Raw genomic sequence first — 17,937 nt, 5'->3', positions numbered from 1 at the left:
TGCATGGCAGGTGAGAGGCAACACCGAACCAGCGCTTTAGCGGTATTTCGAAGCCTGTTTCAAGCTTCTATCGGCAACTGAATGAGTCACCTGGCGCCCCGCAAGTAGCTGTTTAAATCGGCGCATGGGCAGCATCCTAGAGAAGCTGACCGGACAGTGTCAAGAATGACGCGTAACAAAAAAAGGCCCGCACAATGCTCATTGTGCGGGCCTTTGCCTTGAGCCAGAGCGGTCAGCCGGCGATGGCGCGGTCTGCCGAGAGCTTGCCGGCGCCTTCGATTAGTACCGCGATGCTGCCACCGAGCAGTGCGAGAGCGAACTCATAACCGTTGTTGGCCATGAACAAGCCGTTGCTGATATGCACCGAGAAGATCGCCACCAGGGAAAGGAAGGTCAGGCCCAGCGCGGCCGGCCGAACCAGCAAGCCGATGATCAACGCCAGCCCGGCGAAGAATTCGGTACCACCTGCCAGCGTCGCCATCAGGTAGCCTGGCGTCAGGCCGATGCTTTCCATGTACTGCGCGGTGCCGGCCAGACCGTAGCCACCAAATGCCCCGAACAGTTTCTGCGAGCCGTGGGCAGCGAAGATGATGCCGACGATAATTCGCAGAACGGTCAGGCCGTAGCCAGCGCGGGTAAACAGTACCTTGTTGATCAGTGTGCTCATGCTGTGTCATCCATTGTGAGAGTGAGTTGGTTGGCCGCTATATTAATCAGTAAATCTCATGTTAAAAGCGCAAAATATCCACCTTAACAATCAGTTTATTCGATCACTTACGAAGGGCAACCTTCTGCCCCTGGGGCTCCAACGACTCCCGCTCCCGATCGAACGCCAGGTAATACTTGTTCACGCTATTAACATAGCTGACAGGTCCCATTCCCACCTGCTCCATGGCAACGCGCTCGACCTGGAAAAACCACTGGTTCGGATTCAGGCCCCGACGCCGTGCCTCGGCACGCATTCCTTGCACCCGCTCCGGTCCGATGTTGTAGGCCGCCAGCACGAAGGCCATTCGCTCGCGTTCGTTGAGCTTGGGGCTGGCGAAAAACTTGCGACGAATCATCGCCAGATACTTGGCCCCGGCCTGCACATTGGCATCGAGATCCTGAATATTGTTGACCCCCACCCGCTGGGCCGCGGAAGGCGTGATCTGCATCAGCCCGGTCGGCGCACCGCCACTGCGCGCCGTCGGCTTCAGGCCTGACTCCTTGAACGCCAGCGCCGCCAGGTTCAACCAGTCCATGTTTTGCGCATCGGCATGCTTTTGCAGCACTGGTCGCAGCTTTTCCAGACGTTGTCGGTCAGCCTTGGCCAGTGGGTAGTGAACCTGGTACAGGCGTCGATAGATGCGCAGGAAGGCCGCATCCTGATCCGACGGTTTTTTGTAGCCGGTGAGAAAGCGATCAATGCTGGCGCGCAGCATCGAAGCATCGCGACGCACGAACCAGAACTCTTCACCCGGCTCGCTGATGAGCACCTGTCGATCCAGGCGCAGTTTCGGCAGGATCTTGCCCCAGCGTTCGGCGATTGGCTGCTCAACGATGGTCAGATGAAAGATCCCGCCCTGGACCATTTCCAGTACGTCTTCGACCGCCAGGCTGGGATCGACCCATTCGATGTTGACCGCAGGCAATTTATGCAGCGCGAGCTTTTGGTTGATCTGGCTGATGGCATCCCCGGCGGCGCTGCCCGTTGGCAACGCCAGGGTTTTACCTGACAGCTGTTCAAGTCGGGTGTAGCGGCACTCACCCTTGATGCCCACCAGCACCAAGGGAATGTTCCTGGCCACCGGTTCACTGCTGCTGACGGCGAACCCCGGTTGCAAATCGAGCAGTTCTCCAGGCGCAACCAGATCGCCCTCCCCGCGCTGCAACGCGCCGAGCAGTTGGTCCTTGGCTTTGGGAATGATCTTGAGGCTGATTTCCTGGCCGTCACGGGCGTGACCATTGAGGTATTGCTCAAAGGCGCGCAAGCGATGGTATTCGACGCCGATGGCCTGGCCCTGGACTTCACCGGAGCTGTTGCGACTCTGGTTGACCAACACCCGCAGCACTCGACTGCTGCGAATTTCCGTCAAGTCTCGGACCTTAGTCGCCGGCACGGCTTGCAGGGGGCCGGGCAGACGCGCGACCGCCGACATCGGCAGCAGCAGCGAACAACACAGCAATAGCAAAACCGAGGGACGAATCATCCACTCTCCGGAAAGAATTCGGGCTGATCACATGAGTGTTTTCATGAAATCAAACGAAAAAACTGAGCGCCTGAGCGCTGGCAAAGTGCGGAAGACTGGCACAGTGATGGCAACCTTGACCACCCCGCCCGGTCCCGCGGCTCAAAAGACAGCTATAACTCGTTGTAGTTCTTGGTTTTTCTTATAAATCTACAGCTCTGATATGCTTTCCGGCCTTTGGTCCGAGGTAGCACCATGCAACTCATCGATATCGGCGTCAACCTGACCAACCCCAGTTTTGCCGACAAACACCAGGCTGTACTCGAGCGTGCCTATGCCGCCGGCGTATGCCAATTGGTGTTGACCGGTACCAGTGTCGAAGGCAGCGAGCAAGCGCTCGAACTCTGCGGGCAACTGGATGACAGCGCGCAACGGCTGTTCGCCACCGCCGGTATTCACCCGCACTCGGCCAGCGACTGGAATGCCGACAGCGCCCGACGCCTGCGCAGCCTGCTTAAAGAGCCGAACGTGGTTGCCGTGGGTGAATGCGGACTGGATTTCAACCGCGATTTCTCGCCACGGCCACAACAGGAAAAAGTCCTGGAAGAACATCTGGCGATGGCCGGTGAACTGCAATTGCCGGTGTTCCTGCACGAGCGGGATGCCAGCCAGCGTCTGCTGGAAATCCTGCGCGACTACCGCGACCAACTGCCCGCCGCCGTGGTGCATTGCTTCACCGGCGAAAAGTCTGCGCTGTTCAGCTACCTCGATCTGGATTTGCACATCGGCATGACTGGCTGGATCTGCGATGAGCGCCGGGGCACGCACCTGCACCCATTGGTCAAGGAGATCAAGCGCGGACGCCTGATGCTGGAAAGCGACGCGCCGTACCTGCTGCCACGCAGCCTGCGACCGAAGCCGAAAAATGGCCGCAACGAACCGGCGTACCTGACCGAGGTGTTGCGCGAGGTGGCATTGCATCGGGGCGAAACCGAGGAAGATCTGGCGGCGCATACGACCGCCTGCGCACGGGCGTTTTTCCGATTGCCCAAATTAGTTTGATCTGCGTCAAGGTCTGTCTTACTGCAATAGCGGCACAATAATGGCACCTTGCCAATGCTGTTTCCGCTATCAGAGAAGACCTACATGGGTACCTGGCTTAGCAATATCTCGCTGAAATACAAATTCTGGGCGGTGAACGCCGTCGCCTTCGTTACCACCCTGCTGCTGGTGCTGTACGCCGTGCAGCTCGAGCAACAGGCACGCCAGCACGCCGCGCAGGAATCGGCTCAGGCACAGGCGCGATTACTGGCTGCCTGGCCGGTCGGGCAAGCGCTGCCCAAAGCCGAAAACCTGCTGACGTTCAATCGCGGGCAAGCCCCCTCGCTCAATGACCAACCGCTGCTGGAGCTGGCGGATGCCAAGGGCTGGGTCGAGATCAACGGCATGCCGTTGTTCGGTGACAATCTGCTGATGGGTGCCGAGGTGTTCACGCGCGCGGACGGCCAGCACGTAGCAGTGCTTGCCCGTGGGCCGAGCCTGAGCCAGGTGTTCGGCGAGCGATTCGCCCACTACGCGGTGGCGGTGTTCGTGTTGATGCTGGTCATGCTCGGAGCCTCGCAGCTGTTGATCCGTTTCCTGCTCAGCCAACTCAACACCTTGAAGGACGTGATGCTTCACGTGGAAAAAACCGGTGATTTGTCGGCCCGGGTTCCACTGGCCTGCAACGACGAAGTCGGGCAGATGGCAAACGCCTTCAATGCCATGCAGGCCGGTTATCAGCGGGTGGTCATCACCGTCGCCAGCACAGCGCAGCAGCTGGATGAGGGCGCCGCACGACTGGCTTCAAGCATGAACGAAGTGCAGCACGGCATGCTCGGCCAGCAAAGTGAAACCGATCAAGCCGCCACCGCCATCAACGAAATGACCGCAACGGTCTACCACATCGCCCAACACGCCGGCGCCACACGCGACCTGTCGCAATCGGCCGACACCCTGGCCGGCAGTGGGCAAGCAGTGGTCATGCGCGTACAAAAGTCGATAGCCGGGCTGTCCACCGGCGTGCAGCAAACCGCCGAGATGATTCAGCGGCTGGCCGAGGACAGCCAGAAAATCAACGGCGTGGTCAACGTGATTCACAGCATTGCCGAGCAGACCAATCTGCTGGCATTGAACGCGGCCATCGAAGCCGCCCGGGCAGGCGAAATGGGCCGTGGCTTTGCGGTGGTCGCCGATGAGGTGCGCAACCTGGCCAAGCGTGTGCAGGCTTCGACAGATGAAATCACCGTGATGGTGTCAGCGTTGCAGGCCGGGACACGGGACGCCGTGGACTTCATGCAGGAGAGCTCGTTCAAGGCCGACGATTGCGTGCAACAGGCGCAGGAGGCCGGCGCCGCCCTGGTGCAGATTACCGGTGCGGTGGCGCAGATGCGTGAAAGCAATACGCAGATTGCTGTGGCAGCCGAGCAGCAGAGTCAGGTGGCGGAAGAGATGAACCGGGCGGTGGTGAGCATCCGCGATGTCACCGAAAACACCGTGCGGCAGACCGTCGGGTCGGCAACCACCAGTCATGAACTGGCGGCGCTGGCAGGAGAATTGAGCAAGGCCATCGGGCAATTGAAACTTTAAAAGCTCGCAGCCTGCGGCCGCTGCGGTGCAAGCGATCCTTTTTGCCCATGACGCCTATCACGGCCATAGCCAACCTCGATTCGCCGCCCGCTCGGGCCGGGCCTATTCTTCAATCATGTGTTCAACATGGATCGAGGATTAGCATCATGGGCAAACGTCACCCCAACCTTCCCGCCTGGCAATGGCGTGCCTACCCGAACAATCACCAGCACCCGGCCAACCTGGTGCTGCACCTGATTGCCGTGCCGCTGTTCATCGTGGCGTTTCTGTTGATCGTCTGCGGCGTGTTCAGCCTGAATCTGGCGAACCTTGCCATTGGCATCATCGGGGTGATCGCTGCACTCGGCCTGCAACGCCATGGCCACAGCCTCGAAGCACAAGCCTCCGAGCCGTTCAGCGACCGAAAAGACGCTGTGTCGCGCCTGATGGTCGAGCAGTTCCTGACTTTCCCGCGATTTTTCCTCAGCGGCGGCTGGTGGCGCGCCTGGCGTGAACGCCACCGCCGTCACTGATCAGGCGAACACCGTCACCGTTTGCCGGCTCATGGCAATCAATCGACCTTGCGCGTCCCACATCTTCGCGGCGGCATGCCCGTAACCGTTGGCGGCATATTCGGTTTCGACCAGGTACTTGCACCAGTCCAGGGTGCTCAGCTCCAGCAGAGGCTGGACGAATTCGATGGTCCAGGTCAGCGTGCTGCCCATGGCCGGTTTGTTCAGGAAAGGCATCACCGCCGGCGGCCAGGCGTCCACCAGTGCCAGAATGTGCGATTCAGTGATCGCCTCTTCCTTCACGTCACCACGCAAGCGCACCCAGCCCCCCATCTGACGCGATGTGCTGCCGCTGAACGGCAGCCCGCCGACACTCCAGCGCATCGCCAGATGGCGCATGAATTCCGGGATGACGCCTTCGATGAAGGGCAGCTCCTGGCACTCGTCCCAATGCTTCATCTCGGGTGCTGGCTCGGCCTGTACCGACACTTCAGACGGACGCGAGGCGCCAAAACTGCCCTGAATCAACGTCACCACCTGCCCCTTCTGCATTGCGCGGCCCATCACCTGGCTGACGGCTTTGCCTTCGCGCAGCACGTCGACTTCAAAACTGACGGGGACTTCAGGTTCGACCGGGCCAACGAAGGTGATCGCCAACGATCGCACGGGCCGGTCCGCCGGGACTTTTGCGCGCATGGCTTCGTACTGCAAAGCGGCCACCAAACCACCGAAACTGGCACGTCCCTGAGCCCACCCGGCCGGGATGGTGAGCTCAAACGGTTGGCGGCGGACGGCGTCGAGCAAATCGCAAAAGCGCATGGAAACCTCAGGATCGGGAAAAGGATGCAGGGATCTTAACCAGCCGGCGAAGGCTGTACAGCGCACATTCCGGCCAAATTGACTGACAGATGGGCCGCACAAGCCCCCCGTATAATCCCAAGCCTTGTAGGAGCGAGGCTTGCCGGCGATGGCGTCCGGTGGATCGCTATCGCGAGCAAGCTTTGCTCCTACAGGGGGAAGTGACTGATTTCAGGATTTGAAGCAGTCCGCGCTGAGCTTGTCCAGCACTCGGTCGGCGCGCTGTTCGGCCTGGGCCATGGCGGTGTGCCAACCAGCGACGCAGGGGCGCAAATCCGTTTCCTGCTCAGCCATGGCCAGCCATTGCACGCAGTCGTGCCAATCGCCCAATGCGCCCTGAGCCGACTTCAACCGGGGCATGGCCGCTTTCGGCAAGCGATCCAGTTCGGGGTAAGCGTCGATGCCGTAACGCACACGCTTGATCAACAAGCGCAGGCGATGGCGGTCATGGGCGGGATCGTGCAGGGCCTGGTCGAGTTTTTTCCATTGCTTGCCCAGGCGTTTCTCGATGCGCTTGCCCAAGCCCTTGAGCAAGCCCTGACGTTGAGAGGCCCGCAGAAAGCGCGGAAAGGCATCAAGGATGACCAGCAATTGCGCCAGTTCGGCACTGCTCGCAATGGCCGGATAAGCGTCGGCCATTTGCGCCAACCGCCGCTGCGCAGCGTCGGGTTGACCGTGCTGGAGCAAATACGCCGCCAGCACTTCGCGATCACGCCAGGGGGTGGTCAGGTCGCCCACGGCCGACGCCGCTGTTTCCAGTTGCTCAACGCCGGGCAGTCCGCGCAACGGCCGCAAAAGGCTGCGCAAACGGCGCACGGTAGTGCGCAAGTCGTGCAAGGCCTCAGGGTCAGTCCGGGCAGTCAAACGCGCCTGGCAGGCCAGTAGACGCACTTCCAGGCCCAGAACATGGGCCACCAATCGATCAACCATTGCCGACATCGCTTGCTCCCTGACTCGCATGCCCTCGTGGACTTACATCATGCCTCAACGGCCGGCACGTGACTCACGAATATAGAAGCGCGCCTTCTCGGCTTTTTTCGCGCAGCCTTCGAACCCTTCGAATTGTTGCTGGGTTTTGGCCGCGGTCAACAATGACAAGGCCTTGGAGTAGCTGACGGTCCCGGCGAAACCTTCAGCCTTGGCCAGGTCCAGTTCATGCCAGGCGGCATCGAGGTTGCTGCCGCAGCTGTCGCGATAAGCAGTTTTACCGGCGCAACCGGCCAGTGCCAGGGCAATCAGTGGCACACAAATCCAGGCTTTCATCACATACACCTCAGAGATAGGAAAACAGTCATGCAGGTAGGACGGTCTGGCACGTGAAAAGTGCCGTTCATCGCCAGCGCAAACTATAGCGCGGGCAAGAATAATCATCTGCCGCCCTGGAGTGTCGAAAAAACGACGCGTTCGCCGCACCGTGCGACCTTGCCGATTGAAGCGCGCCCCCCGATGGGTGCATTGTTGAACCATTCAAACGAGGGCGATTCATGAAAAAGCGTGTCGCACTGGTGTTGGGCTCGGGTGGAGCCCGGGGTTATGCGCATATCGGCGTGATCCAGGAAATCGAACGGCGCGGTTACGATATCGCCTGTATCGCTGGTTGCTCGATGGGAGCGGTGGTCGGCGGGATCTATGCCGCCGGCAAGCTCGATGATTATCGCGACTGGATCGAAAGCCTGGATTACCTCGATGTTTTGCGTCTGGTGGATGTCAGTTTTCGCCTGGGGGCGATCCGCGGGGAAAAGGTCTTTGGGCAGATCCGCAAGATCGTCGGCGAGATCAATATCGAAGACTTGCGCATTCCCTACACGGCAGTGGCCACCGACCTGACGAACCAGCAGGAAATCTGGTTCCAGGAAGGCTGCCTGCACCAGGCCATGCGCGCCTCGGCGGCGATTCCCAGCCTGTTTACCCCGGTGATGCAAGGCAATCGCATGTTGGTGGATGGCGGCATTCTCAACCCGCTGCCGATTGTGCCGGTGGTATCGAGCCATTGCGATTTGATCATCGCGGTCAATCTCAACTCCACCAACCAGCGTCATTACCAGTTGCCGGTGATCGAGCGCCCTGCCGCTTTCAAGAGCCGGTTCAACAGCCTGCTCAATTCACTGGGTTCGAAAATGCCGTTCCGGCGCAAGCAAGCCGAACAATTGCTGTTGCTGGAGAAGGAAGCGTTGATGGCCGAGGCCGCAGAGATCAATCCCTGGATCGAATCCGCCGAACCCGAAGCCCAGCAACCCGCCGCAGCGCCTGAACGTGACGGCGCGCCGAAGTCCGCCACCGGATCATTCATCATCGACAACGTCGGCCCGGCGTCTTTGCTGGACTTGATCAACCAGAGTTTCGAGGTCATGCAGACGTCGTTGGCGCAGTACAAGATTGCCGGCTATCCACCGGACATTCTGATCAACGTACCGAAGCGGGTGTGCCGGTTTTTCGAGTTCTACAAAGCACCGGAATTGATCGCGCTGGGGCGGGAGATTGCGCGCGATACGCTGGACCGTTATGAGAGCGAGCGGGATGCCTGAGGTTCTCGAGTGCCGGTGAAGGCCCCATCGCTGGCAAGCCAGCTCCCACAGTTATCAAGGTGATCACAGATTTTGTGAACGAAACCAATCCTGTCGTCGATCGTTCCCAAGCTCCGCGTGGGAATGCATCCCGTGACGCTCCGCGTCGCTTCCAAAAGCGGAACGCGGAGCGTCTCTGGCGGCGTTCCCACGCAGAGCGTGGGAACGATCAGGCAACGACACCAATCCTGTGGGAGCTGGCTTGCCAGCGATGAGGCCTGCTCAGGCAACACAAAACTACAGACTGCCGTCACTCAGCAACCGATACCCCACCCCCGCCTCGGTCACGATGAATCGCGGTTGAGTCGGGTCGTCCGCCAGTTTCTGCCGCAAATGCCCGACCACGATCCGCAAGTAATGGCTGTCTTCGGTATGGGTCGGCCCCCAGATATCCTTGAGCAATTGCTGTTGGGTGATGACCCGCCCGGGATGCCGAGCCAGTTGCGCGAGCACCGCGTATTCCTTGCGGGTCAGTGCCACTTCGGCGCCTTCGAGCAGAACCCGGCGATAGGCCAGATCCACCGTCAGCGGGCCAAAGGTCAGTGCCGCTTGCTGGGCTTCCCCTACCGGTGCCTGGCGCAACAGCGCACGAATTCGCGCCAGGAACTCCTGAATGCCGAAGGGTTTGGTCACGTAGTCATTGGCGCCGCCATCCAGTGCCTGGACTTTCTGCCCTTCGCCGGCGCGCACCGAAAGCACCAATACCGGCACCGTCGACCACTCGCGAAACTCGCGCAAAACCTGCTGGCCGTCCATGTCTGGCAAACCGAGGTCGAGCACCAGCAGGTCCGGCTTGTTCAGTGCTGCCTGCGCCAACCCTTCGGTCCCGTTGCTGGCTTCCAACACTTTGTAGCCCTGGGAGACGAGACTGATACGCAGGAATTTGCGGATTTGCGGTTCGTCGTCGATGACCAGGATGGTCGCGGTCTGGCTCATGAATTCACATCAATACAAATAAGTGGCAAGAGAGTAGCGCAAGCACGATCAGGCTTCACAGTCGGCTGTTAATTTTCAAAGGCCGGCTGAGCCTGCAAGGGCAAGTGCAAGGTGATACAGGTGCCGCGCCCTTCAATGCCATCGGCAACGCTGATTCGTCCGCCATGGGCGCCCACCATGCCCTGGCAAATCGCCAGGCCCAGACCGGTGCCCTGCCCGCCTCGATCGCCGCGTGCAGCGGTGTAGAACATGTCGAAAATCTTTTCCCGATCTTCCTCCGGAATTCCCGGACCTTCGTCACTGACCGAGAAAAACAGCTCGTTGTCGTCCACTCCGGCGCGCAATTGCAAACGTCCGTGGGGCGGTGAAAAGCGCGCGGCGTTCTCCATCACGTTGATCAGCGCCTGCTCGATCAGCGCGGCATGCACGTAAAGCAGCGGCAACTGCGCCGGCACATCAGTGCTGACTTGCAGCGGTGCGAGGACCGCACGCAAGCGGCTGAGCGAACTGCCGACGATGTCGGCCGGCGATACCCAGTCCCGCGCCAGTTTCAACGCGCCGTGACCGAGTCGGGTCATGTCCAGCAGATTCTGAATGTAGCGATCGAGCCGTTCGGCTTCATCGCGGGTGCCTTCAAGCAATTCCCGGCGATCTTCCAGCGGGATCGCTTCGCCGAGCGCCAGCAGACTGTCGATGCTGCCGCGCATGGAGGTCAGCGGCGTACGCAAATCGTGGGACACCGACGCCAGCAAGGCACTGCGCAATTGCTCGGTTTCGCCGTGCAACCGCGCCGCTTCCAGATCATCCGCCAATTGCGCACGCGCCAGCGCCTGTGCCAGCGGCTGGCTCAGCGCAGTCAACAACCGGCGACGCTGGCCGCTGAGGGTCTGGCCTTCTTTTGCGCAGACACCCAGCAACGCCAGCGGCCCATCCTCTACCGACAACGGCCACCACCACCAACGCCCGAACGGCAACGTTCCGGTGCCCGCGCCAGCAGGCTGATCGTGTTGCCACGCCCAGTCGGCGGCAGCGCGTTCGGCTTCGGTGAATTCCAGCGGACCACCGGTTTCGACTTTCCAGCCACTCGGGCCGTCGCGATTGAGCAGGCACAACTGCAAATCGCTCCAGCCATTGAGGTGCTGGGCGGCAGCGCTGACCACCGCCTGGCGATCTGTGGCGGCGGTCAGTTTGCGCGACAGGTCGAGCAGTTCCGTGGTTTCTTCCTGGGTGTCGCGCAGCGCCTGCAGTTGTCGCCGCTGGCGCGCTGCGAGGTTGCCGGTGAGGGCCGCCATCAACAGGAAAAACAGCAAGGTCAGCACGTCTTCTTCGCGCTGGATGCTGAAGGAAAAGTTCGGTGGGATGAACAGAAAGTCATAGGTCAGAAACGACAGCGCCGCACAGACCAGCGCCGGACCGAGACTGCTGCGCACCGCCACCAGAAGCACTGCCGCAAGGAACACCAGCGAGATGTTCGGCAACGGCAAAACGCTCGCGACCGCCCAGGCCAAGGCAGTGGCCGACACCGTCGCCACAATGGCCAGGGCATAGTCGAACCACACCAGCGCCTGCATTGAACGCTGACGTGGCTGATGCTGCTCGTGATCGCTGTCGATGACGTTGATTTCCAGCCCGCGGGCATGGCGCAACAACCGCGCCGCCAAGCCGCCACCGAACAGACGGCGGCGCAAACGTGGCCGCGACTGGCCGACCAATACCAGGCTGGCGCGGCGTTCGGCGGCATGCTGGATCAGGGTTTTCGCCACCTCACCGGCGCGCAACAGCACTACTTCCCCGCCCAGGCGTTCAGCCAGTTGCTGAGCACTTTGCAGGCGCAGGCGTGATTGCTCGTCGCGCACGCTGCCGTTGTCCACATGCACCAGGCTCCACGGCAGATGCCGACGCTGGGCGACGCGGCTGGCGTGACGAACCAGCCGTTCCGCCTGGGCATCGCCATCGACACCCACCAACAGCCGACCACGCACCGTCGGCGCCGCTTGCCCCATCTGCCGATAACCCTGGGTCAAGTCGTTATCGACCTGGGCGGCGGCCGTTTGCATCGCCAATTCGCGCAGTGCTGTCAGGTTGGTCTGGGTAAAAAACGCATCGATGGCCGCCCTCGCCTGCTCCGGCACGTAGACCTTGCCATCGCGCAGGCGCTCCAGCAGTTCCCGTGGCGGCAGGTCGATCAGCAATAGCTCGAAGGCTTCTTGCAGGACCCAATCCGGGAGGGTTTCGCGCACCTGTACACCGGTGATACCGCGCACCTGATCGTTGAGGCTTTCCAGGTGCTGGACGTTGACGGTGGTGAACACGTCGATACCGGCGGCGAGCAACTCCTGAATGTCTTGCCAGCGTTTTTCGTGACGGCTACCGGGGGCATTGGTGTGGGCCAACTCATCCACCAACACCAGTTTGGGTTTGGCGGCCAGCAACCCATCGAGGTCCATTTCCTCGAGCATCACGCCACGGTATTCCGAACGCACCAAAGGCTGCTGCGGCAAGCCGCCCAACAGCGCTTCGGTTTCGGCCCGGCCGTGGGTTTCGACCACGCCGGCAATCACTTTCACACCCTGGCGCAGTTGGGTGTGGGCCGCTTGCAGCATGGCGTAGGTTTTGCCAACACCGGGCGCGGCGCCGAGGAATACCTTGAGCCGGCCACGGCCATCGCGGGGCAGGTCTGCTAACAGCGCGTCGGCGCGGCCGGAGTTGCTCATGTATGGATCTCTCTAATGATCGTTCCCACGCTCTGCGTGGGGATGCAGCCCGGGACGCTCTGCGTCCCCAAAAGCGGACGCAGAGCGTCCATTGATGCATTCCCACGCAGAGCGTGGGAATGATCATCTTCTACAGGCTTTCCAGCGCCCGATTCAACTCAAGCACATTCACCACCGGCGGGCCTATCAGCGGTTGCTCGATGTGCGCGTCCAGCAGGTTTTGCAGGGTCGCGACCGGCAGGTTGCGCGCCGCCGCGACACGCGCCAGTTGATAGGCAATCGCGGCCGGTGGCAAGTGTGGATCGAGCCCGCTGCCGGACGTGGTGAGCATGGCCAACGGCACCGGACCCTGGCCGGGCACCAGCAGCTTGTTGGCATCGTCGATCACGCGAGTGGCCAGGGCCGGGTTACTCGGCGCCAGGTTGCTCGCACCGCTCGACACCGTGGCAAAGGCAGCGGCCGATGGCCGTGGGTGGAACCAGGCATCGCCGACAAAATCCTGGGCGATCAGCGACGAGCCACGGACCTTGCCGTCGGCATCGCGCAACAGGCTGCCATTGGCCTGATCCGGGAAAGCCACCTGGGCGACACCGGTAACTACCAAGGGATAGGCGACGCCGGTGATCAGGGTCATCAAGACCAACAGGCTCAGGGCCGGGCGTATCATTGTGGACATGTCAAAATCCTCGAATTCTCTAAAAACAACACTTCACCTGTGGCGAGGGAGCTTGCTCCCGCTCGGCTGCAAAGCAGTCGTAAATCGGCTAAGTGTGATGTGCATGATCAAATGCGGTGACTGGGTCGGGGCTGCTTCGCAGCCAGCGGGAGCAAGCTCCCTCGCCACAAAAAGCCCCTCTCCAGCCTCCCGCTACCCGCTAAACCAGATGCAACGCCGTCAACAGCATGTCGATGAGTTTGATGCCCACGAACGGCACCAGAATCCCGCCCAGCCCGTAGATCAGCAGATTGCGCCGCAGCAACGCCGCCGCACTGGCTGCCTGCACGCGCACACCGCGCAACGCCAATGGAATCAGCACCACGATGATCAACGCGTTGAACACGATGGCCGAGAGAATCGCGCTCTGCGGACTGCTCAAGTGCATGACGTTCAGCACGCCCAATTGCGGGTAGATCGCCGCAAACAGCGCCGGCAAAATCGCGAAGTACTTGGCCACGTCGTTGGCGATGGAGAACGTGGTCAGCGCGCCGCGGGTCACCAGCAATTCCTTGCCGATCTGCACCACGTCCAGCAGCTTGGTCGGGTCGCTGTCGAGATCGACCATGTTGGCCGCTTCGCGCGCCGCTTGCGTGCCGTCGTTCATCGCCATGCCGACGTCCGCCTGAGCCAGGGCCGGGGCATCGTTGGCACCGTCGCCGCACATGGCGACCAGGCGACCGTCATTTTGTTCGTGACGAATGCGCGCCAGTTTTTTCTCCGGGGTGGCTTCGGCCAGCACGTCGTCCACACCCGCTTCAGCAGCGATGGCGGCAGCGGTCAGCGGGTTGTCGCCGGTGACCATGACCGTGCGGATCCCCAGTTTGCGCAACTCGGCGAAACGCTCACGAATGCCGGGTTTGACCACGTCCTTGAGGTGGATCGCACCGAGCAATTTGCCGTCGACGCAGACCAGCAACGGCGTGCCGCCACTTTGCGCGATCTTGTCGATTTCCCGCGACAGGGCCGGTGCCAGGTCAGCACGTTTCATACCGATGAAGGTCAGCAGCGAATCCACCGCGCCTTTGCGGTAAACGCGGCCGTGATAGTCGACACCGGACAACCGCGTCTCGGCGCTGAACGGCACCGCGGTCAGCAACTCGGCAGCTGGCTCCGCTTGTGGCTGGGAGCCGCGCAGGAACTCGACGATGGATTTGCCCTCGGCCGTGTCATCGGCCAGAGATGCGAACAACGCTCCTTCGGCCAGCTCCTGGCTACTCACGCCTGGGGCCGCAACCACTGCCGTGCAACGACGGTTACCGAAGGTGATGGTGCCGGTCTTGTCCAGCAACAGCACGTGCACGTCCCCCGCCGCTTCCACGGCGCGCCCGGATTTGGCGATCACGTTCAGGCGCACCAGGCGGTCCATACCGGCAATGCCGATGGCCGACAGCAGACCGCCGATGGTGGTCGGAATCAGCGTGACCAACAGCGCCACCAGAAACACCAGCGGCAGGCTGCCGTTGGCAAAGTGGGCGAACGGTTGCAGGGTGACCACCACCAACAGGAAGATCAGGGTCAGGCCGATCAGCAGGATGTCCAGCGCCACTTCGTTCGGGGTTTTCTGGCGCTTGGCGCCTTCAACCAGGGCGATCATCCGATCCAGCGTCGACTCACCGGGGTTGGCGGTGATCTTCACCAGCAGCCAGTCAGACACCAGCCGCGTGTTGCCGGTGACGGCCGAGCGGTCGCCACCGGACTCGCGAATCACCGGCGCCGACTCACCGGTGATCGCCGCTTCGTTCACTGCCGCGATGCCTTCGATCACCTCGCCGTCACCGGGAATCATCTCCCCCGCTTCGACGCGCACCACATCGCCTTGGCGCAGGCTGGCGGCGGGCACCACCTGGAAGCTGCCATTGCTGGTTTTACGCCGGGCGCTCAAGCCTTCGCTGCCGGCCTTGAGGCTGTCGGCGCGAGCCTTGCCGCGACCTTCGGCCAGGGCCTCGGCAAAGTTGGCGAACAACACGGTGAACCACAGCCACACGGCAATTTGCGCAGCGACGAAGGTCGGCACCGCCGCGTCTGGAATGAAGCACAACACGGTGGTGAGGACCGCGGTCAGTTCGACCACCAACATCACTGGCGCACGTTGCAATTGCCGTGGGTCGAGCTTGACGAAGGCTTGCACCAGCGCCGGGCGCCAGAGGGCCGAGATCGCGGTTTTCGGTGCTTCGGCCGACTGGGTCGGTGATGCAGGTTTTGAAGCTGGAACATGCATATTCATGATGGATTCCTTAGAAGCCCATACTCAGGTGTTCAGCAATAGGCCCCAGTGCCAGGGTCGGCAGGAAGGTCAAACCACCCACCAGCAAAATGGTCACGGTCAACAGGGTCACGAACAGCGGGCCGTGGGTCGGAAAACTGTTCTGGCCGATGGGTGCGGTTTTCTTCAGCGCCAGGCTGCCGGCCAATGCCAGCACCGGAAGGATGTAGCCGAAGCGACCGATCAACATGCCCAGGCCCAGCATCAGGTTGTGGAACGGGGTGTTGGCACCGAAGCCACCGAACGCCGAACCGTTGTTGGCACTGGCCGAGGTGTAGGCGTAGAGCAACTGACTGAAACCGTGGGCGCCGGGGTTGCTCACCGAGGCCACCGGGCCGGGCAGGCTGGCGGCAATCGCGCCGAGCACCAGCACGCCGATCGGCATGACCATTAAGGTCACCACCAACAGCTGCACTTCCCTGGCTTGCAGCTTCTTGCCGAGGTATTCCGGAGTGCGACCAATCATCAGGCCGGCGAGGAACACCGCGATCAGCACGTTGAGCAACATGCCGTAGAGCCCGGCACCAACGCCGCCGAAGATCACTTCGCCGACCATCATGTTGACCAGCGCCACCATCCCGCTCAGCGGGTTGAGGCTGTCGTGCATGCCGTTGACCGAACCGTTGGATGCCGCGGTGGTGGTCACCGACCACAGCACGGTGGCGGTGGTGCCGAAGCGCGCTTCCTTGCCTTCCAGCGGCGCGGTCTGTTCGACGGCGACGTTGTTCAAGCTCGGGTTCGGTTGGTATTCCGCCCACATTGAAGTCGCGCCGCCGATCAGGAACAGCGCCAGCATGCAGGCGATGATCGCGCGGCTCTGACGCAAGTCCTTCACGTAATGGCCGAACGTGAACACCAGGGCGACCGGGATCAGAATGATTGAGGCCATTTCAAACAGGTTGCTCCACGCCGTCGGGTTCTCGAACGGATGCGCCGAGTTGACGCCGAAGAAGCCACCCCCGTTGGTGCCCAACTGCTTGATCGCAATCTGGCTGGCGGCCGGGCCGAGCGGGATCACTTGATCAACGCCCTGCAGGGTCACCGCGTTCACGTATTGCGCGAAGGTTTGCGGCACGCCTTGCCACACCAGGTACAACGCCAGCAGCAGGCACAGCGGCAGCAAGCCGTAGAGCGTGGCGCGGGTCATGTCGACCCAGAAATTACCCAGCGATGCAGTGGACTTGCGACCGATGCCGCGGCACAGCGCAACCAGCACCGCCAGACCGGTGGCGGCACTCACGAAGTTCTGCACGGTGAGGCCGACCATCTGGCTCAGGTAGCTCAGCGATGCTTCACCGCTGTAAGCCTGCCAGTTGGTGTTGGTCATGAAGCTGACGGCGGTGTTGAACGCCAGTGTCCACTCCTGGCCCGGCAGGTTCTGCGGGTTGAGTGGCAAGTGATCCTGAAACAGCAAAATCGCGAACAGCAACAAGAAGCCCGCGAGGTTGAAAGCCAGCAAGGCCAGGGTGTACTTCTGCCAGCTCTGCTCGGAATGCGGATCGACACCCGCCACGCGATAGCACCCGCGCTCCACCGGCCCGAGCACCGGCGTCAGCCACGTGCGCTGGCCTTCCATCACCTTGTAATAGAAGCGCCCCAGAAACGGCGCCGGAACCAATACCACCGCAAAAAACGCAAGGATCAGCCAATAGTCATAACTGTGCATAGCCGCTCCTAGTTCCGGTCCGCGCGCAACAGCGCAACCAACAGATAAATGAACAGCCCCACTGCCAACAGCAGTGACACCCCGTCCAGAACGCTCATGGAAGATCTCCGTGTAACGGCGTATTGCCGTGTGTGCGCTGATTGTCGGGAAGGAGGCTGTAAAGGAACGAGAGCGAGGCGCGGCGTGGGTCATAAAGAAAGCGTAAAGAGTGGGTTTATGCGGGCTTTACGGCTGAGTTTCGTGGTGTTTGGGTTGGCGCCTTCGCGAGCAGGCTCGCTCCCACAGGGGCAACGCATTTCAAAATGTGGGAGCGAGCCTGCTCGCGAAGACGGCATCACCGACAACATCGCACCCAACTGGCGCACAAAAAGCAGCTATCCCCAGCCGAACATCCCCGATACGACAGCTTTCAACTTATTACGACTTGTTTCACGGTGATGGCACGCCCACTGCACACGCCCTCCCCGAGCTTTCCAACCATTGCGGGAGCAAGCGCATGAACACACAACTCAAACCCACGCTGGGCACGCTGCACCTGTGGGGCATTGCCGTAGGGCTGGTGATTTCCGGGGAATATTTCGGCTGGATTTACGGCTGGGGCGTGGCCGGTACGCTGGGTTTTCTGGTGACCTCGTTCATGGTCGCGACCATGTACACCTGCTTCATCTTCAGTTTCACCGAACTGACCACCGCGATTCCCCATGCCGGCGGGCCGTTTGCCTACAGCCGCCGCGCGTTTGGCGAAAAAGGCGGATTGATCGCCGGACTGGCCACGCTGATCGAGTTTGTCTTCGCGCCGCCGGCAATTGCTCTGGCGATTGGCGCTTACTTGAATGTGCAGTTTCCGGCGCTCGACCCGAAACACGCAGCGGTCGGCGCGTATATCGTATTCATGGGCCTGAACATTCTCGGGGTGAAACTGGCCGCG

General features: G+C 61.3%; 16 protein-coding genes. 5 read left to right on the top strand and 11 right to left on the bottom strand.

The genetic code is table 11. The features are described 5' to 3' along the window. Positions 1-232 precede the first annotated feature (232 nt). Both D8V06_RS03125 and D8V06_RS03120 read right to left on the bottom strand, forming a co-directional pair. Positions 233-667 carry a DoxX family protein gene (locus D8V06_RS03125; protein WP_056856413.1) on the bottom strand — a complete coding sequence of 145 codons (435 nt, stop codon included), beginning with the start codon at positions 665-667 and terminating at the stop codon, positions 233-235. A gap of 103 nt (positions 668-770) precedes the next feature. Then, positions 771-2,192, bottom strand: coding sequence for a transglycosylase SLT domain-containing protein (locus D8V06_RS03120; protein ID WP_130930425.1), 1,422 nt, complete (start codon positions 2,190-2,192; stop codon positions 771-773). A gap of 234 nt (positions 2,193-2,426) precedes the next feature. Between D8V06_RS03120 and D8V06_RS03115 the strand changes: the two genes are divergently transcribed. The 3 genes from D8V06_RS03115 to D8V06_RS03105 all read left to right on the top strand — a co-directional run bounded on the left by D8V06_RS03115 (position 2,427) and on the right by D8V06_RS03105 (position 5,311). Beyond that, entirely contained in the window at positions 2,427-3,233 is an 807-nt protein-coding gene (locus D8V06_RS03115) for a TatD family hydrolase (protein ID WP_130930424.1), read from the top strand. A gap of 84 nt (positions 3,234-3,317) precedes the next feature. Then, positions 3,318-4,799, top strand: coding sequence for a methyl-accepting chemotaxis protein (locus D8V06_RS03110; RefSeq protein ID WP_130930423.1), 1,482 nt, complete (start codon positions 3,318-3,320; stop codon positions 4,797-4,799). Between the two features lie 146 nt (positions 4,800-4,945). Beyond that, a complete protein-coding gene (locus D8V06_RS03105; RefSeq protein ID WP_056856416.1) occupies positions 4,946-5,311 on the top strand; it encodes an Mpo1-like protein in 366 nt (121 codons plus the stop codon). On the opposite strand, the gene D8V06_RS03100 is transcribed toward D8V06_RS03105, so the two are convergent. The 3 genes from D8V06_RS03100 to D8V06_RS03090 form a co-directional block, all read right to left on the bottom strand. Beyond that, positions 5,312-6,109, bottom strand: a complete 798-nt coding sequence (locus D8V06_RS03100; RefSeq protein WP_130930422.1) for a thioesterase family protein — start codon at positions 6,107-6,109, stop codon at positions 5,312-5,314. 210 nt (positions 6,110-6,319) lie between these two features. Beyond that, positions 6,320-7,087, bottom strand: a complete 768-nt coding sequence (locus tag D8V06_RS03095; protein ID WP_056856418.1) for a CHAD domain-containing protein — start codon at positions 7,085-7,087, stop codon at positions 6,320-6,322. A gap of 45 nt (positions 7,088-7,132) precedes the next feature. Then, positions 7,133-7,411, bottom strand: coding sequence for a hypothetical protein (locus D8V06_RS03090; protein WP_056856419.1), 279 nt, complete (start codon positions 7,409-7,411; stop codon positions 7,133-7,135). Positions 7,412-7,632: 221 nt separating this feature from the next. On the opposite strand from D8V06_RS03090, the gene D8V06_RS03085 reads away from it, so the two are divergent. Further along, positions 7,633-8,673 carry a patatin-like phospholipase family protein gene (locus D8V06_RS03085; RefSeq protein WP_130904100.1) on the top strand — a complete coding sequence of 347 codons (1,041 nt, stop codon included), beginning with the start codon at positions 7,633-7,635 and terminating at the stop codon, positions 8,671-8,673. Positions 8,674-8,949: 276 nt separating this feature from the next. Here the strand turns inward: D8V06_RS03085 and D8V06_RS03080 are convergent, their stop codons facing one another. The 6 genes from D8V06_RS03080 to kdpF all read right to left on the bottom strand — a co-directional run bounded on the left by D8V06_RS03080 (position 8,950) and on the right by kdpF (position 17,107). Continuing rightward, entirely contained in the window at positions 8,950-9,648 is a 699-nt protein-coding gene (locus D8V06_RS03080) for a response regulator (protein ID WP_056856421.1), read from the bottom strand. A gap of 68 nt (positions 9,649-9,716) precedes the next feature. After that, positions 9,717-12,362: a sensor histidine kinase KdpD gene (locus D8V06_RS03075; RefSeq protein WP_056856422.1), complete on the bottom strand. Its 2,646-nt coding sequence runs from the start codon at positions 12,360-12,362 to the stop codon at positions 9,717-9,719. Positions 12,363-12,492: 130 nt separating this feature from the next. Further along, positions 12,493-13,038 (bottom strand): potassium-transporting ATPase subunit KdpC, encoded by a 546-nt coding sequence (gene kdpC, locus D8V06_RS03070; RefSeq protein ID WP_130930421.1) that lies wholly within the window; start codon positions 13,036-13,038, stop codon positions 12,493-12,495. Positions 13,039-13,237: 199 nt separating this feature from the next. Then, positions 13,238-15,298 (bottom strand): potassium-transporting ATPase subunit KdpB, encoded by a 2,061-nt coding sequence (gene kdpB / locus D8V06_RS03065; RefSeq protein WP_177434339.1) that lies wholly within the window; start codon positions 15,296-15,298, stop codon positions 13,238-13,240. Between the two features lie 16 nt (positions 15,299-15,314). Further along, positions 15,315-17,009 (bottom strand): potassium-transporting ATPase subunit KdpA, encoded by a 1,695-nt coding sequence (kdpA, locus tag D8V06_RS03060; protein ID WP_130930419.1) that lies wholly within the window; start codon positions 17,007-17,009, stop codon positions 15,315-15,317. An 8-nt stretch (positions 17,010-17,017) separates the two neighbouring features. Beyond that, a complete protein-coding gene (kdpF, locus tag D8V06_RS03055) occupies positions 17,018-17,107 on the bottom strand; it encodes a K(+)-transporting ATPase subunit F (RefSeq protein WP_007899818.1) in 90 nt (29 codons plus the stop codon). Between the two features lie 398 nt (positions 17,108-17,505). On the opposite strand from kdpF, the gene D8V06_RS03050 reads away from it, so the two are divergent. Continuing rightward, on the top strand, positions 17,506-17,937 hold a 432-nt coding region (locus tag D8V06_RS03050), incomplete at its 3' end, for an amino acid permease (RefSeq protein ID WP_130930418.1).

The organism is Pseudomonas sp. Sample_24 (assembly GCF_004307605.1).
Taxonomy (GTDB): Bacteria; Pseudomonadota; Gammaproteobacteria; order Pseudomonadales; family Pseudomonadaceae; genus Aquipseudomonas.
This window is presented reverse-complemented; position numbering and strand designations above follow the sequence as displayed.

Bases quoted from the DNA above. Each gene is read 5' to 3' on its own strand.
- D8V06_RS03125 (WP_056856413.1), bottom strand. From the start codon at position 667: ATGAGCACACTGATCAACAAGGTACTGTTTACCCGCGCTGGCTACGGC.
- D8V06_RS03120 (WP_130930425.1), bottom strand. From the start codon at position 2,192: ATGATTCGTCCCTCGGTTTTGCTATTGCTGTGTTGTTCGCTGCTGCTG.
- D8V06_RS03115 (WP_130930424.1), top strand. From the start codon at position 2,427: ATGCAACTCATCGATATCGGCGTCAACCTGACCAACCCCAGTTTTGCC.
- D8V06_RS03110 (WP_130930423.1), top strand. From the start codon at position 3,318: ATGGGTACCTGGCTTAGCAATATCTCGCTGAAATACAAATTCTGGGCG.
- D8V06_RS03105 (WP_056856416.1), top strand. From the start codon at position 4,946: ATGGGCAAACGTCACCCCAACCTTCCCGCCTGGCAATGGCGTGCCTAC.
- D8V06_RS03100 (WP_130930422.1), bottom strand. From the start codon at position 6,109: ATGCGCTTTTGCGATTTGCTCGACGCCGTCCGCCGCCAACCGTTTGAG.
- D8V06_RS03095 (WP_056856418.1), bottom strand. From the start codon at position 7,087: ATGTCGGCAATGGTTGATCGATTGGTGGCCCATGTTCTGGGCCTGGAA.
- D8V06_RS03090 (WP_056856419.1), bottom strand. From the start codon at position 7,411: ATGAAAGCCTGGATTTGTGTGCCACTGATTGCCCTGGCACTGGCCGGT.
- D8V06_RS03085 (WP_130904100.1), top strand. From the start codon at position 7,633: ATGAAAAAGCGTGTCGCACTGGTGTTGGGCTCGGGTGGAGCCCGGGGT.
- D8V06_RS03080 (WP_056856421.1), bottom strand. From the start codon at position 9,648: ATGAGCCAGACCGCGACCATCCTGGTCATCGACGACGAACCGCAAATC.
- D8V06_RS03075 (WP_056856422.1), bottom strand. From the start codon at position 12,362: ATGAGCAACTCCGGCCGCGCCGACGCGCTGTTAGCAGACCTGCCCCGC.
- kdpC (WP_130930421.1), bottom strand. From the start codon at position 13,038: ATGTCCACAATGATACGCCCGGCCCTGAGCCTGTTGGTCTTGATGACC.
- kdpB (WP_177434339.1), bottom strand. From the start codon at position 15,298: ATGCATGTTCCAGCTTCAAAACCTGCATCACCGACCCAGTCGGCCGAA.
- kdpA (WP_130930419.1), bottom strand. From the start codon at position 17,009: ATGCACAGTTATGACTATTGGCTGATCCTTGCGTTTTTTGCGGTGGTA.
- kdpF (WP_007899818.1), bottom strand. From the start codon at position 17,107: ATGAGCGTTCTGGACGGGGTGTCACTGCTGTTGGCAGTGGGGCTGTTC.